Annotated in this window: 14 protein-coding genes; 11 read left to right on the top strand and 3 right to left on the bottom strand. The window is 64.2% G+C overall.

What is annotated here, in order from left to right:
• The first annotated feature begins 128 nt into the window (after positions 1-128).
• Positions 129-1,406, top strand: a complete 1,278-nt coding sequence (locus ACIU1A_RS31520) for a 4-aminobutyrate--2-oxoglutarate transaminase (protein WP_404926121.1) — start codon at positions 129-131, stop codon at positions 1,404-1,406.
• 54 nt (positions 1,407-1,460) lie between these two features.
• On the opposite strand, the gene ACIU1A_RS31525 is transcribed toward ACIU1A_RS31520, so the two are convergent.
• From ACIU1A_RS31525 to ACIU1A_RS31535, 3 genes are read right to left on the bottom strand one after another with little or no spacing between them, the layout of a single operon-like run.
• Positions 1,461-1,781: a type II toxin-antitoxin system RelE/ParE family toxin gene (locus ACIU1A_RS31525; protein ID WP_181167355.1), complete on the bottom strand. Its 321-nt coding sequence runs from the start codon at positions 1,779-1,781 to the stop codon at positions 1,461-1,463.
• 11 nt (positions 1,782-1,792) lie between these two features.
• Positions 1,793-2,023 carry a type II toxin-antitoxin system ParD family antitoxin gene (locus ACIU1A_RS31530; protein WP_140496834.1) on the bottom strand — a complete coding sequence of 77 codons (231 nt, stop codon included), beginning with the start codon at positions 2,021-2,023 and terminating at the stop codon, positions 1,793-1,795.
• A 37-nt stretch (positions 2,024-2,060) separates the two neighbouring features.
• A complete protein-coding gene (locus tag ACIU1A_RS31535; protein WP_404926122.1) occupies positions 2,061-3,314 on the bottom strand; it encodes an NAD(P)/FAD-dependent oxidoreductase in 1,254 nt (417 codons plus the stop codon).
• Between the two features lie 439 nt (positions 3,315-3,753).
• On the opposite strand from ACIU1A_RS31535, the gene ACIU1A_RS31540 reads away from it, so the two are divergent.
• From ACIU1A_RS31540 to miaB, 10 genes are all read left to right on the top strand, one after another.
• Positions 3,754-5,043 (top strand): imelysin family protein, encoded by a 1,290-nt coding sequence (locus tag ACIU1A_RS31540; protein ID WP_404926123.1) that lies wholly within the window; start codon positions 3,754-3,756, stop codon positions 5,041-5,043.
• Between the two features lie 107 nt (positions 5,044-5,150).
• Complete coding sequence (locus ACIU1A_RS31545) at positions 5,151-5,462, top strand: (2Fe-2S)-binding protein (RefSeq protein ID WP_140523850.1); 312 nt, start codon at positions 5,151-5,153, stop codon at positions 5,460-5,462.
• Complete coding sequence (gene bfr, locus ACIU1A_RS31550) at positions 5,428-5,913, top strand: bacterioferritin (RefSeq protein WP_140496826.1); 486 nt, start codon at positions 5,428-5,430, stop codon at positions 5,911-5,913. The genes ACIU1A_RS31545 and bfr overlap by 35 nt, the downstream gene beginning before the upstream one ends.
• Positions 5,914-5,925: 12 nt before the next feature.
• Complete coding sequence (locus tag ACIU1A_RS31555) at positions 5,926-7,521, top strand: di-heme oxidoredictase family protein (RefSeq protein WP_404926124.1); 1,596 nt, start codon at positions 5,926-5,928, stop codon at positions 7,519-7,521.
• A complete protein-coding gene (locus ACIU1A_RS31560; RefSeq protein WP_404926125.1) occupies positions 7,521-8,600 on the top strand; it encodes an imelysin family protein in 1,080 nt (359 codons plus the stop codon). The genes ACIU1A_RS31555 and ACIU1A_RS31560 overlap by 1 nt, the downstream gene beginning before the upstream one ends.
• Before the next feature lie 2 nt (positions 8,601-8,602).
• On the top strand, positions 8,603-9,709 hold the full coding sequence (locus tag ACIU1A_RS31565) for a DUF1513 domain-containing protein (RefSeq protein ID WP_140559680.1): 1,107 nt from the start codon (positions 8,603-8,605) through the stop codon (positions 9,707-9,709).
• Between the two features lie 110 nt (positions 9,710-9,819).
• Positions 9,820-10,497 (top strand): tRNA (adenosine(37)-N6)-threonylcarbamoyltransferase complex dimerization subunit type 1 TsaB, encoded by a 678-nt coding sequence (gene tsaB / locus ACIU1A_RS31570; protein ID WP_140580435.1) that lies wholly within the window; start codon positions 9,820-9,822, stop codon positions 10,495-10,497.
• Entirely contained in the window at positions 10,497-10,991 is a 495-nt protein-coding gene (gene rimI / locus ACIU1A_RS31575) for a ribosomal protein S18-alanine N-acetyltransferase (RefSeq protein WP_140496816.1), read from the top strand. The genes tsaB and rimI overlap by 1 nt, the downstream gene beginning before the upstream one ends.
• 21 nt (positions 10,992-11,012) lie before the next feature.
• On the top strand, positions 11,013-11,813 hold the full coding sequence (locus ACIU1A_RS31580; protein WP_404926126.1) for a lysophospholipid acyltransferase family protein: 801 nt from the start codon (positions 11,013-11,015) through the stop codon (positions 11,811-11,813).
• A 64-nt stretch (positions 11,814-11,877) separates the two neighbouring features.
• Positions 11,878-13,287 (top strand): tRNA (N6-isopentenyl adenosine(37)-C2)-methylthiotransferase MiaB, encoded by a 1,410-nt coding sequence (gene miaB / locus ACIU1A_RS31585; protein WP_404926127.1) that lies wholly within the window; start codon positions 11,878-11,880, stop codon positions 13,285-13,287.
• Positions 13,288-13,356 lie beyond the last annotated feature (69 nt).

The following is a 13,356-nucleotide window of genomic DNA, read 5'->3' on the forward strand; positions in this document are numbered from 1 at the left end:
CGCCGGCTGGTCAGGCGCGATACCTCAGGCCCAATCGCCTGCCGGCGGTGCCGACTTGAGGAAAGCATGAAATAAGCCCAGAAGACATCTGATCAAGCAGAACGGGCGCCGGCCCTATGAGGGACATCATGAAGAACTCAGCCATTTCCGAACGCAAGAGCCAGTCGATCTCGCGCGGCGTCGGTATGACCACGCAGATTTACGCCGACCGGGCCGAGAACTCGGAGATCTGGGATGTCGAGGGCCGCCGCTACATCGATTTCTCCTCCGGCATCGCCGTCGTCAACACCGGCCATCGCCACCCCAAGGTCATCGAGGCGGTCAAGGCGCAGCTCGACCGCTTCACCCACACCTGCCACCAGGTGGTGCCCTATGAGAGCTATGTTAGGCTGGCCGAACGGCTGAACGGCATGCTTCCGGGCAAGTTCGAGAAGAAGACGATCTTCGTCACCACTGGCGCCGAGGCGGTCGAGAACGTCATCAAGATCGCCCGCAATGCCACCGGCCGCCAGGCCGTCGTCGCCTTTGCCGGCGGCTTCCATGGCCGCACCTTCATGGGCATGGCGCTGACCGGCAAGGTCGTGCCCTACAAGGTCGGCTTCGGCGCCATGCCGGCCGACGTTTTCCACGCCCTGTTCCCGGTGCCGCTGCACGGCGTGTCGGTGGCCGATTCGCTTGCCGCGCTCGATCGCCTGTTCAAGGCCGACGTCGATCCGGCCAGGGTCGCGGCCATCATCGTCGAGCCGGTGCAGGGCGAGGGCGGCTTCTACGAGGCGCCGCGCGATTTCATGACCGCGCTGCGCAAGATCTGCGATCAGCACGGCATCCTGCTCATTGCCGACGAGGTGCAGACCGGCTTTGCCCGCACCGGCAAGATGTTCGCCATGGAGCATCATGAGGTGACCGCCGACATCACCACCATGGCCAAGGGCCTGGCCGGCGGCTTTCCGCTGGCGGCGGTCACCGGCCGCGCCGAGATCATGGATGCGCCTGGCCCCGGCGGGCTGGGCGGCACCTATGGCGGCAGCCCGATCGGCGTTGCCGCCGCGCACGCGGTGCTTGACGTGATCGAGGAAGAGAAGCTGTGCGACCGCGCCAACTCGCTCGGCGCCAGGCTGAAGCAGCGTCTGGGATCGATCCGCGACGACGTCCCGGAAATCGTCGACATCCGTGGCCCCGGTTTCATGAACGCGGTCGAGTTCAACGACGTCAGGAAGGGCTTGCCATCGGCGGAGATGGCCAATGCGGTCAGGCTGAAGGCACTCGACAAGGGGCTGATCCTGCTCACCTGCGGCGTCCACGGCAACGTCATCCGCTTCCTGGCGCCGCTCACCATCCAGGACGGCATCATGACCGAGGCGCTCGACATTCTGGAAAGCTCGATCCGCGAGGTTCGCGCTGCCTGAAGGGCCGGCGCCCATTTCTCCTGACGGCTTACACTGAGCCCGGTGAACGTGCCGTCAGGAGCTCGGATTCTGTAACCAGGCTGGAATGTCCATCTTGGCGTGCAGCACCCGCCAAACATCGATATGGTCGGTCTGTTCAAGATAAAAAATCAGGTATGGATAGCGCCTGACTTGCACGCTACGCAGACCAGGCAATCCAATTTCGTAGCCATATCTCAGAGAGCCCGATGCGGGATGGCTGGCTAGCAGTTTGTAGGCGTTTTGAAGCTCCTCGATGTAGCCCAATGCCGCGCGCGAACCAGCTTCTCGCGTATAGTAATCGACAGCATCCTCGACATCCCGCAGGGCTAGTTTTCGAGGAATGATCGCCTTTATGGGCACTTACTCTATTGGCCCTGCGCCCGTTTCCGCAGCGCGGCGAAATAGTCGTCGTCAACCGGAGCGCCCGGGGCGGACGATGCGCCCTCAAGGAGCAAGCCGCGCAGAAGCTGACGATCTTGATCGCGGCGGATCAATTCACGCACATACTCGCTGCTCGTGCCATAGCCGCGATCGGTCACTTGCTGATCGACAAAATGCTTCAAGCTTTCCGGCAGGGAGATGTTCATGGTGCTCATTCAGGCATTTTATAGCCTATGGCAAAAATTGGCAATCTTAGGCACTGGCCTCGGCTGACTCTTTGTTCTGGAACGCGACCAGCGCCGCTTTCAATCCGTCCGGCCCCGCTGCCACCGTCTGTGGCGCCGGCGAGAAGCCGGCGCTCAGCATCTTGCGGCCGAGCATGTGGTCGCCGGGGCGGTTGACCGATTCGATGCCGAGCAGCCTGTCTGCGGCATAGTGGTAGATCGAGAACTTGTTGTCGGCGAGATCGCCCAGCACGACATGGCTGTCGCCGCCGGATGTCAGACCGACCATCTGCAGCTTCATGTCGCCGATGTCGGACCAGAACCAGGGCACGGCCGAATAGGCGTCGGCATGGCCCGTTATGGTGCGCGCGGCAAGCCGCGCCTGGTCGGTAGCGTTCTGTACCGATTCCAGCCGCACGTCGCCCCCGGTGAACCAGTGTCGATAGGAGGCGGCGTCGCCGATGGCGAGGATTTCCGGCACCGAGCTCCGCATCTGGTGGTCGACGCGAATGCCGTTGGCGATGGTGAGGCCGGCTTGCTGCGCCAATTCGACATTGGGCACGGCGCCGATGCCGACGACGACCATGCGCGCCGGCAGCCTTTCGCCAGACGAGGTGATCGCTGCCGTGACATGGCCGTTTTCGCCTTCGAGCCTTGCGATCGTGGTGCCGGTGAGAATGTGCACGCCGGTCGCTTCCAGCCGTTGGCGGACATGGCCCGCCACGATCGGCGCCACGGCGCGGCCAAGCAGCCGGTCGACCGCTTCCACGACCGTTACGGTGCGGCCGGCCGCGCGCAGCGTCGCCGCGATCTCCAGCCCGATGAAGCCGCCGCCGAGGATGACGACGTCTTCGCTCCGTGCGCTCAAGTCCCGGATCAGCCGCGCATCGGAAAGCGAGCGCAGCGACACTACACCGGACAGATCCGCGCCGGGCAGCGGCAGCAGGCGCGGGCGCGAGCCGGTGGCGAGGATCAGATGATCGAAGGCAAGTTCGCCGCCGCCTGATATCTCCAAACGGCGACGTCCGGCATCGATGCGGTCGATCCGAACGCCCGGCCGGTAGTCGACGGCGCTGCCGGTGTAAAATGCCTCGCCACGCAAGGGTTGTGGCTTGGCCTCGGTATCCTTGATGAAGGTCTTCGACAGCGGCGGCTTGTGATAGGGCAGCTCGTTCTCATCGCCGACGAGGATCACCGGCCCGTCATAACCGTCCTCGCGCAGGCTTGCCGCCGACTGCACGCCCGCATGTCCCGCACCGACAATGACCACGCCGTTCTTCATCGCATTCCGATCCCGAACTTGATTTTAGGATGTCTCGCCACGTGGCAATTGTCTCGGCGCCGCCGCAAGGGGGCATTTGCGGGTCGCACCCGGAACGGCGGCTGTCAATCGGACAGTTCGGTGACGAACTCGGCACACGGTGCAGGCGGCTAAAGTTGACTATCGCAGTTTAGAATAATTCTAAACTGTTGTTTAGATTGAGTTTTCCTGTCGATTTTCGTTGACTTCCATCGGTCCTGAAGCTTTATGGGGCCTCGCGCATCGGCGCATCCCTTTGATGTCTGGGCCTTGAACCCTTTCGATTGGAGGCATTTTGGTGTCTTTCTTCTTCGATCCGCGCGACAGCGCGGCGTGCCCCGCGAATGACGGCCTGCACATGGCCTGGCGCCGGTTGTCGCGCGCGCCGTTCACAAAATTCCCGAAAAACTGGAGAGTGATAATGACGGCACGACATGGCAGCAGGCTTGCGGCGGTCAGTGCCACGGCGCTGCTGACGGCGGCGGTGTTCGTGCTGCCGGCCAAGGCCGAGAGCGATCCCAAGTCGGTCATCAAGACCTATGCCGACATCGCGCTTGCCAAATACGAGGATTCGCTGACCACCGCGCAGGCGCTCGACAAGGCGGTCGATACCTTGTTGGCCAAGCCTTCGGCCGAGACGCTCAATGCCGCCCGCGAGGCCTGGAAGGCATCGCGCGTTCCCTACCAGCAGACCGAGGTCTACCGCTTCGGCAACAAGATCGTCGACGACTGGGAAGGCAAGGTGAATTCCTGGCCGCTGGACGAAGGCCTGATCGATTATGTCGCCAAGAGCTACGGCACAGAATCCGACGCGAATTCGCTCTACACGGCCAATGTGATCGCCAACAAGGAGATCGAGATCAACGGCAAGAAGGTGGACGCCTCGAAGCTTTCGCCGGAATTCCTCTCCGGCACGCTGCAGGAGGCCGGCGGCGTGGAGGCCAATGTCGCCACCGGCTACCATGCCATCGAGTTCCTGCTCTGGGGTCAGGACCTGCACGGCACCGGACCGGGCGCCGGCGAGCGCCCCTACACCGACTATGATCTCAAGAACTGCACCGGCGACAATTGCGACCGCCGCGCGGAATATCTGAAGTCAGCCAGCACGCTTTTGGTGTCCGACCTCCAGGAGATGGTCGGCGACTGGAAGGAAGGCGGCGCTGCGCGCAGGAACCTGGTCGACGGCGAGCCGAACGCCGCCATTTCGGCCATCTTTACCGGCATGGGCTCGCTCTCCTACGGCGAACTCGCCGGCGAGCGCATGAAACTCGGCCTGCTGCTGCACGATCCGGAAGAGGAGCATGACTGCTTCTCCGACAACACCTACAATTCCCATCTCTATGACGCCGTCGGCATCCGCGCCGCCTATCACGCCAGCTACACCAGGCTGGACGGCACCGTTATTTCAGGGCCGTCGGTGGCGGACATGGTCAAGGCGGCTGATCCGGCCATCGACAAGGAACTGTCTGACAAGCTCGATGTCACCGTCGCCAAGATGGAGGCGATCAAGGCCCGCGCCGAAGGTGGCGAGGCTTACGACCAGCAGATCGCCGAAGGCAACACCGAGGGCAACGCCACAGTGCAGGCGGCAATCGACGCACTGATCGACCAGACCAAATCGGTCGAACGCGCCGTCGGCGCGCTGAAGCTCAACGCCATAGCCTTTGAGGGTTCAGACAGCCTTGATGCGCCGGACAAGGTGTTCCAGTAAGCGTCGAAGCCTGGAAGCCCGGGCCGAAGTCACAAAGGCTTCGGCGCGGTGAAGATAGGGTCAAGCCACACGGCGCGGAAGGCGCCGTCAGCCATCCGAGCAAGTTTATGCTGATCTGCCATTGCAACATCATCACCGAGAAGGAGATTGAGCAGACGATCGTCGGGCTGCTGGACCAGGATCCCTGGCAGCTCATCGTGCCGGCAAAAGTCTATCACGCCATGCACAAGCGCGGTCGCTGTTGCGGCTGCTTCCCAAATGTGGTCGAAACGATCATTCGGGTCACCGAGAACTACCACGCCCGCTCGCAGGCGAGCGGCGTTGACATCGTTTCACATCTGGATCGCGTCAGAGGCCTGCGCGTCCAATACGGGAGCAGAACCCATGAAAGGCGAACCACAGATCATCGAGCGGCTTAACGAGGCTCTGTTCCTGGAGCTTGGTGCCGTCAATCAGTATTGGGTCCATTTCCGTCTGCTGGAGGACTGGGGATACGCCAAGCTCGCCAAAAAGGAACGCGCCGAATCGATCGAGGAGATGCACCATGCCGACAAGCTCGTGGCCCGGATCATCTTCCTGGAAGGCCACCCCAATCTGCAGTCCGTGGCGCCGCTGCGTATCGGACAGAACGTGAAGGAAGTGCTCGAATCCGACCTTGCCGGCGAGTATGACGCTCGCACCGCCTACAAGCGCTCGCGCGAGGTCTGCAACGAAGCTGGCGACTATGTCAGCATGAAACTGTTCGAGGAACTCTTGGCCGACGAGGAGGGGCACATCGACTTCCTCGAGACGCAGCTCGATCTGCTTGCCTCGATCGGCGAGGAAAAATACGGCCAGCTCAATGCCGCATCGGCGGACGAGGCGGAGTAAGGGCATGCGGGAATGCGGCGCACCCTAGCATTGCTGCGCCGCTGGCGGCGGGCCGAAGGCCTCTCGTCAAACAGAAAACCGGGAAGCGTCGTGCTTTCCGGTTCGGCCGTCATCATCCTTTTGGCCTTCGCCACGGGCGGGTCCGGCTCGCAGCAGCCCGCCAATTTCGCCGCCACGCGCACCGACCTCAGCCCGAAGGATCAGGCGCGCGTCGCAGCCGTTACCAGGCCGACCAAGGACTTCTCGAAACCCGAGCAGTTCGAATTGATGCAAGGCGGCGCCGGCACGTCCAGGAAGGACGTCAACCGCGATTCCTTCTCGCAATCGTCGGCCAACATCACCTTCGAGGAGGAAGGCACCTTCAAGCTGGGCAACGCCCTGTTTCGCAAGAATTGGGTGTCGTCGCCGTCCTCGACGCAGGCTTCCGACGGGCTCGGACCGCTGTTCAACGAACGCGCCTGCCAGAACTGTCATCTGAAGGACGGCCGCGGCCGTCCGCCGCAAGGCACCGGCAGCACGTCGATGTTCCTGCGGCTGGCGCGAGAGGCGAGCACCGAGGAGGAGAAGGCTGGGCTTGCCGACCACAGGCTGCTCAACATCCCCGATCCGGTCTACGGTTCGCAGCTGCAGGACCTGGCCGTCCCCGGCCTGCGCGGCGAGGGCCGGATGCGCGTCGACTATATCGAGGAAAAGGTCGGGCTCGGCGACGGCGCCGTGGTTTCGCTGCGCAAGCCCGCTTACGCGGTCGATGATCTGGCCTACGGCCCGCTCGATCCGCGCACCACGCTGTCGCCGCGTCTGACGCCGCCGATGATCGGGCTCGGCCTCATCGAGCAGATCGCGCCTGCTGATATACTCGCCCATGCCGATCCGGACGACCGGGACGGCGACGGCATTTCCGGCAGGCCGAACATCGTGCGCGACGGCATAAGCGGCGCGCTCGCTCTTGGTCGTTTCGGCTGGAAGGCGCAGACCGCGTCAATCCGCCAGCAGGCCGCGGATGCCTTTGCCGGCGACATCGGCATCTCGACGCCGGAGGAGCCCAAACACTGGGGCGACTGCACCGCCGCCGAGAAGGATTGCCTTGCCATGCCGGACGGCGTGCAGGAGCGGCTCGGTCCGGCCGAGGCGCCGGCGCCGGTCATGGACCTCGTCACCTTCTATTCGCAGAACCTGGCCGTGCCGGCGCGCCGCGACCTCGGCGCCCCGGATGTGCTCGCCGGAAAGAAACTCTTCTACGAGATCGGCTGCGTTTCCTGCCACGCGCCGAAATTCGTAACCCGCCGCGACGCGCCCAACAAGGCGCAGGCCTTCCAGCTTATCTGGCCCTATTCCGACTTCCTGCTGCACGACATGGGCCCCGGCCTTGCCGACGGCCAGGCGGTGGGCGAGGCGACGGGCAACGAATGGCGCACGCCGCCGCTATGGGGCATAGGCCTCACCGAAACGGTCAACGGCAACAATTTTTATCTGCACGATGGCCGCGCCCGCAGCCTGGTCGAGGCGATTCTTTGGCATGGCGGCGAGGGCCAGAAATCGCGCGACCGCTTCGCCGCCGCCGATGCGGCCGACCGCGATGCCTTGGTCAAATTCCTGGAGTCCCTGTGATGTTGAAGCGTTCCGCGCTGGTAATCCTTCTTCCTCTGGCCCTGCTGGGCGCCACCCCCGCATCGGCGGCGGTGAAGGCCACCGACGTCATCCAGCGGGCAATCGACGGCTTTGTCCGGCCGGCCTACGCCAGTCTGCACGACCGCGCGGCGGGCTTGAACAAGGCGATGCACGCGCTTTGCGAAAAACCCTCAAAGGGCGATCTCGATGCGGCACGCGCCGAATTCTCGCGCACGGTGGATGCCTGGTCTTCGGCCGAGATCATCGGGTTCGGCCCGGTCAAGGAAAACAACCGGCTGGAGCGAATGCTGTTCTGGCCGGATCGCAAAAGCATCGGCCTGAAACAGGTGCAGGCCGCGTTGGCCGCCCAAGACCCGAGCGCCACCGATCCGGCACAGCTTTCCGGCAAGAGCGTCGCCATGCAGGGGCTCGGCGCCTTGGAGTTCGTGCTCTACGGTGACGGCGCCGATGCGCTTGCCGGCAAGAACGATCCCTATCGCTGCGCCTATGGTGCGGCGGTTGCCGGCAACATCGAAACCATGGCCGGCGATGTCGCCGACGCCTGGAACAAGTCGGACGGCTTTGCGGCGCTCTGGGCCAATCCGGGGCCGCAGAATCCGCTCTATCGCGACGGCACGGAAGCGGTGACGGAACTGGTCGGCATCTTCATCAACGAGCTGGAAATGGTTCGCGACGTGCGCCTGAAAGGCTTCCTGGGCGGCAAGCCGGAGGCGGACAAGCCGAAACAGGCGATCTACTGGCGTTCGCAAAACACCACCAATTCGCTGGCCGGAAACCTTGCCGGCATCGACGGGCTGTTCGAGGCCTCGAAGCTCGGCGATGCGCTGCCGGCCGATGCGCGCTGGATGGCGGAATCGATCCGTATCCAGCTGGTCAACGGCTTCGCCACCGCGAAGTCGGTCCAGGGGCCGATCGACATGGCGCTCGCCGACCCGGCGCTGCGCGCAAAGCTCGAGCATCTCGCGCTGATCACCTCCAGCCTGTCGACCCTGTTCGGCACCAGGCTGACCGCCGAATTCGGCCTGACCGCCGGTTTTTCCTCGCTGGATGGGGACTGAGCGTGAAAACCTCCCTCATTGACCGTCGCGATTTCCTGAGAGCCGCGGGCATCGGTTTTGCCGCCGCGATGGCGCCGCCGGCCTGGGCAAATACGCTTGCCGCCGATGCCGTCTTCGCCACCGCCTTCGTCAAGCGCGACGGCAGCTATGGCGCCGCAATCCTGTCCGAGGCCGGCAAGCTCCTGCACGCGATCGACTTGCCCGACCGCGGCCACGACGTCACCTTCGATCCCATATCGAAGCGCTCAGTGGTGTTCGCCCGCCAGCCCGGCACCTTCGCCGTGGTCTTCGATCACGCCGGGCGCGATGAACCGCTGACCATCGCCAGCATCACCGGCCGGCATTTCTTCGGCCATGGCGTGTTCTCCCCGGACGGCGCCCTGCTTTATGCCACCGAGAACGATTTCGACAACGCGGCCGGCGTCGTCGGCGTCTACGACGCGCGGGCGAAATTCAAGCGCCTTGGTGAATTCCCGACCTATGGCATGGGACCCCACGAGCTTCTGCTCCTGGGCGACGGCAGGACGATCGCCGTTGCCAATGGCGGCATCGAGACTCATCCCGATTATGGCCGCGCCGAGCTCAACATCGCCACCATGAAGCCATCCTATGTACTCATCGACCGTGTCACCGGCGATCTGGTCGAGAAGCACGAATTGCCGGCGGCGCTGCACCAGTTGTCGATCCGCCACATGGACACCGACCAGACCGGCACCGTCTGGTTCGGCTGCCAGTACCGGGGACCCGGCACCGACCGTCCGCTGCTGGTCGGCCGCGCGGCGCGCGGCAAGGATTTGCAGCTCCTCGACATGCCGCGGGATGTCCTGTCCGGCTTCCGCAACTATATCGGTTCCGTCGCCGCCAATCCGGTTGCCGGCACCATTGCCGTCTCTTCGCCGGAAGGCAATTCGCTTGTGGTGATCGATGCGGCGAGCGGGCGGCTCGTCTCGTCAAGCGCACTGGTCGAGGTCTGCGGCGTGGCGCCCGACGGGACGGGTTTCATGGCTACCACCGGAGCCGGCGAAATCGTCGAGGGCAATGGCGCGACACGGTCCGAACCGGACTATGTCTGGGACAACCACATGCTGCGCATAGCGCCTGCCGCATAGACACCGTTCCCGCTGTGCCGGAACGAAGCCGCTTAACAAATTATGCGCTATCCCCTTGCGGTGGCGCGCTGTGGCAGGCACAGGGAATTGTTTTTCGAACCGGTCGTTTCATGAAAGTGCTCGCCATCGACTGTGCCGCCAACCTCTGCGCCGCCTGCGTCTATGATGCCGGGGCGAGGCAGGAACTCGGCCGCGCGGTGCTCGATCTCGGCAAGGGCCATGCCGAGCATCTGATGGGCGTCATCGCCGAGGCGCTGAAGGCCGGTGCAACCGCCTATGCCGGTCTTGGCGCCATCGCCGTCTCCGTCGGCCCCGGTTCCTTCACCGGCCTGCGCGTCGGGGTTTCCACGGCGCGCGGCTTGGCGCTGGCGCTCAAGGTGCCTGCAATCGGCGTGACGACGCTCGAGGCGCTGGCAGCCGAGGCGGCACGGGCATTTCCCGGGCGCGCCGTGCTGGCCGCACTCGATGCCGGACGCGAGGAGATCCATGCCGCTCTCTATGATGAGATGTCGGTTTTGACTTACGGTCCGGCCGTGGTCACGCTGGCGGATGCCGTGGCCATGGCGAGCGAGCGGTCTTCGGTGCTCGCCGGAACCGCCGCGACGCGGATCGCGGCATCCGCCGGACGCTCCTTCGACATCGGACCCGAGACGGCGACCGCGGACATTCTCACTTACGCCCGCCTGGCGGTCGCCAAGGGCGACGGCGAGAGGCCGAAACCTCTTTATCTGCGCGGCGCCGACGCCAAGCCGCAGGCCGGGTTCATACTTTCCAGGCAAGGGAAATAATGCGCATACCTTTTCTCCAGCCGCGCCGCCGCGATTACGCGCTCGAACCGCTCAGGACCACCGACAGTCCGGCGGTCTCGCTCCTGCACCGCGAGGACTTCGTCCGCCCATGGACCGATGGCGAGTTCGCGGCCTTGCTCGAACAGGACACCGTGTTCGGCTATGCCGCGCGCGAAACCGGGCAGGGCGCCAAGCCGCCGGTCGGCTTCGTGCTGGCCCGGCTGGCGGCCGGCGAGGGCGAGATCCTGACCGTCGCGGTGGCGCGGTCGCATCGCCGCCAGGGGCTCGGCTGGCAGTTGATGGACGCGGTGCTGCGCGAACTGCACGCGCAACGCGCCGAAGCGCTCTTCCTCGAGGTCGACGAGACCAATGTCGCCGCGATCGCCCTCTACAGGCGTCTCGGATTCCGCGAGGTCGGTAAGCGCCCCAACTATTACAGGTCGCCCGAGCATGGACCGACCGGCGCGCTTGTCATGCGCCGCGATCTTCGCTAGCCAGGTTTTCGGGGTGGAGCGATGATCGGAAAAATCAGGGTTTTCCTGGCGATAGGGCTGGTCGTCGCCGGTTCGCTGATCCTAGTGCCTTTGCAGGTCCTGTCGATGAAGACCGGCTGGTGGCCGGAAACCTTCATCCTCAAGATCTGGCACAGGCTGATCGTCAGGGCGCTCGGCATGCGCATCCATGTCAACGGCACGATGTCCAACCAGCGCCCCTTGTTGATTGCCTCAAATCACATCTCCTGGACCGACATCATGGTGCTGGGTTCTTTTGCCGATGTGAAGTTCATCGCCAGGGCCGACATGGAAGGCTGGCCGCTGATCGGCATGTTGTCGAAGCTGCAGCGCACCGTCTTCATCGAGCGTGAGCGCAAGCGCTCGTCCGGCGACCAGGCGAGCGAGATCGCCAACCGCATGGCCAAGGGCGATGCCATGGTGCTGTTTGCCGAGGGCTCGACGGGCGACGGCAACATCGTCCTGCCCTTCAAGAGCACGCTGTTCGGTGCCGCCTCGATGGCGATTTCGGAGGGCGCGGCGGAGCAGGTCTTCATCCAGCCGGTAGCGATCGCCTATACCCGGTTGCATGGCGTGCCGCTCGGCCGCCGGCACCGGCCGATCGCGGCGTGGATCGGCGACGAGGACCTGATGCCGCATCTCAAAGTGCTGATGGCGGAAGGCGCGCTCGATGTCGAGGTGCATTTCGGCGAACCGATTGCCTTCGCCAAGGGGTCGAACCGGAAGGAAACGGCGAAGCTGATGGAAAGCCGCGTGCGCGAAATGATGCAGGCGGCACTGGCCGCGCCGCGCCCGAGCCGCTGAATCCCGAAGGCCCCCAGGCAGAATCGTCTGTTTTTTGTCGCGGAAAGGCGTTAGAAGCCGCCGGATGGACTTGAACACGGTTGAAAGCCACGACATCGGGACTGCGGCTGGAGAGCAGGCAGTAATTTCCGCGGCGGCGAAAAAGGTCTTCGTCAAGACTTATGGCTGCCAGATGAACGTCTATGATTCGCAGCGCATGACAGATGCGCTGGCCGCCGACGGCTACACGGCGACGCAGACCATCGGCGAAGCCGACCTGGTGCTGCTAAACACCTGCCATATCAGGGAAAAAGCGGCTGAAAAGGTCTATTCCGAGCTCGGTCGCATTCGCGAGATGAAGGCCGAACGCGCCGCCGCCGGCCGCGAGTTGCTAATCGGCGTCGCCGGTTGCGTGGCGCAGGCCGAAGGGGCCGAGATCATCCGCCGCTCGCCCGCCGTGGACCTGGTCATCGGCCCGCAGACCTATCACCGGCTGCCGGACGTACTGGCCAGGGTGCGCGGCGGCGAGAAGATCGTCGAGACCGACTACGCCATCGAGGACAAGTTCGAGCACTTGCCGCAGCCGAAGCGCGCCGAGGTGATCAAGCGCGGCGTCACCGCCTTTCTCACCGTCCAGGAGGGCTGCGACAAGTTCTGTACCTTCTGCGTCGTGCCCTACACCAGGGGGGCCGAAGTGTCGCGGCCGGTGGCACAGATCGTCGCCGAAGCCGAGCGCCTGGCCGAAGCCGGGGTGCGTGAGGTGACGCTGCTTGGCCAGAACGTCAATGCCTGGCATGGACAAGGCGAAAACGGCGAGGAATGGGGCCTTGGCCGCCTTCTGTTCAGGCTGGCCGAAATTCCCGGGCTGGCGCGCCTGCGCTACACCACGAGCCACCCGCGCGACATGGACGACGAGTTGATAGCGGCCCATCGCGACCTGCCGGCACTGATGCCGTATCTGCATCTGCCGGTGCAATCCGGGTCCGACCGCATCCTGAAGGCGATGAACCGCAGGCACACGGCGGCTGATTATCTGGCGCTGCTCGACCGCATCCGCGCCGTGCGGCCCGATATCGCGCTGTCGGGCGATTTCATCGTCGGTTTCCCCGGCGAGACCGAGACGGATTTCGAGGCGACGATGGAGCTGGTGCGCCAGGTGAACTACGCCTCGGCCTTCTCGTTCAAATATTCGCCGCGCCCCGGCACGCCGGGCGCCGAGATGGCCGGCCATGTGCCGGAAGCGGTCAAGGACGAGCGTTTGCAGCGGCTCCAGGCGCTGCTTTTGAAGCAGCAGCAGGATTTCGGCTTGAGTCTCGTCGGCCGCACCATAGATACGCTGATCGAGAAGCCCGGTCGCCAGGCCGGCCAGAAGGTCGGACGCTCACCTTGGCTTCAGCCCGTTATTGTTGATGAAAAGGCCGGCGAAATCGGTGACATTATCCAGGTGCGAATCACGAAGACGGGTTACAATAGCCTGTTCGCCGAATTGGTCTGATGACCTCGGCAGATGAGGAGAGACGGTTGAGCGCAGCGGAGCTGAAGAACCTGCCCCCGGTACCGGCAT

Source organism: Mesorhizobium maamorense (assembly GCF_044998965.1).
Lineage (GTDB): Bacteria > Pseudomonadota > Alphaproteobacteria > Rhizobiales > Rhizobiaceae > Mesorhizobium.

Coding starts and splice junctions, on each gene's coding strand:
- miaB (WP_404926127.1), top strand. CDS start 11,878: ATGGACTTGAACACGGTTGAAAGCCACGACATCGGGACTGCGGCTGGA.
- ACIU1A_RS31535 (WP_404926122.1), bottom strand. CDS start 3,314: ATGAAGAACGGCGTGGTCATTGTCGGTGCGGGACATGCGGGCGTGCAG.
- ACIU1A_RS31540 (WP_404926123.1), top strand. CDS start 3,754: ATGACGGCACGACATGGCAGCAGGCTTGCGGCGGTCAGTGCCACGGCG.
- bfr (WP_140496826.1), top strand. CDS start 5,428: ATGAAAGGCGAACCACAGATCATCGAGCGGCTTAACGAGGCTCTGTTC.
- rimI (WP_140496816.1), top strand. CDS start 10,497: ATGCGCATACCTTTTCTCCAGCCGCGCCGCCGCGATTACGCGCTCGAA.
- ACIU1A_RS31580 (WP_404926126.1), top strand. CDS start 11,013: ATGATCGGAAAAATCAGGGTTTTCCTGGCGATAGGGCTGGTCGTCGCC.
- ACIU1A_RS31545 (WP_140523850.1), top strand. CDS start 5,151: ATGCTGATCTGCCATTGCAACATCATCACCGAGAAGGAGATTGAGCAG.
- tsaB (WP_140580435.1), top strand. CDS start 9,820: ATGAAAGTGCTCGCCATCGACTGTGCCGCCAACCTCTGCGCCGCCTGC.
- ACIU1A_RS31520 (WP_404926121.1), top strand. CDS start 129: ATGAAGAACTCAGCCATTTCCGAACGCAAGAGCCAGTCGATCTCGCGC.
- ACIU1A_RS31560 (WP_404926125.1), top strand. CDS start 7,521: ATGTTGAAGCGTTCCGCGCTGGTAATCCTTCTTCCTCTGGCCCTGCTG.
- ACIU1A_RS31555 (WP_404926124.1), top strand. CDS start 5,926: ATGCGGCGCACCCTAGCATTGCTGCGCCGCTGGCGGCGGGCCGAAGGC.
- ACIU1A_RS31530 (WP_140496834.1), bottom strand. CDS start 2,023: ATGAGCACCATGAACATCTCCCTGCCGGAAAGCTTGAAGCATTTTGTC.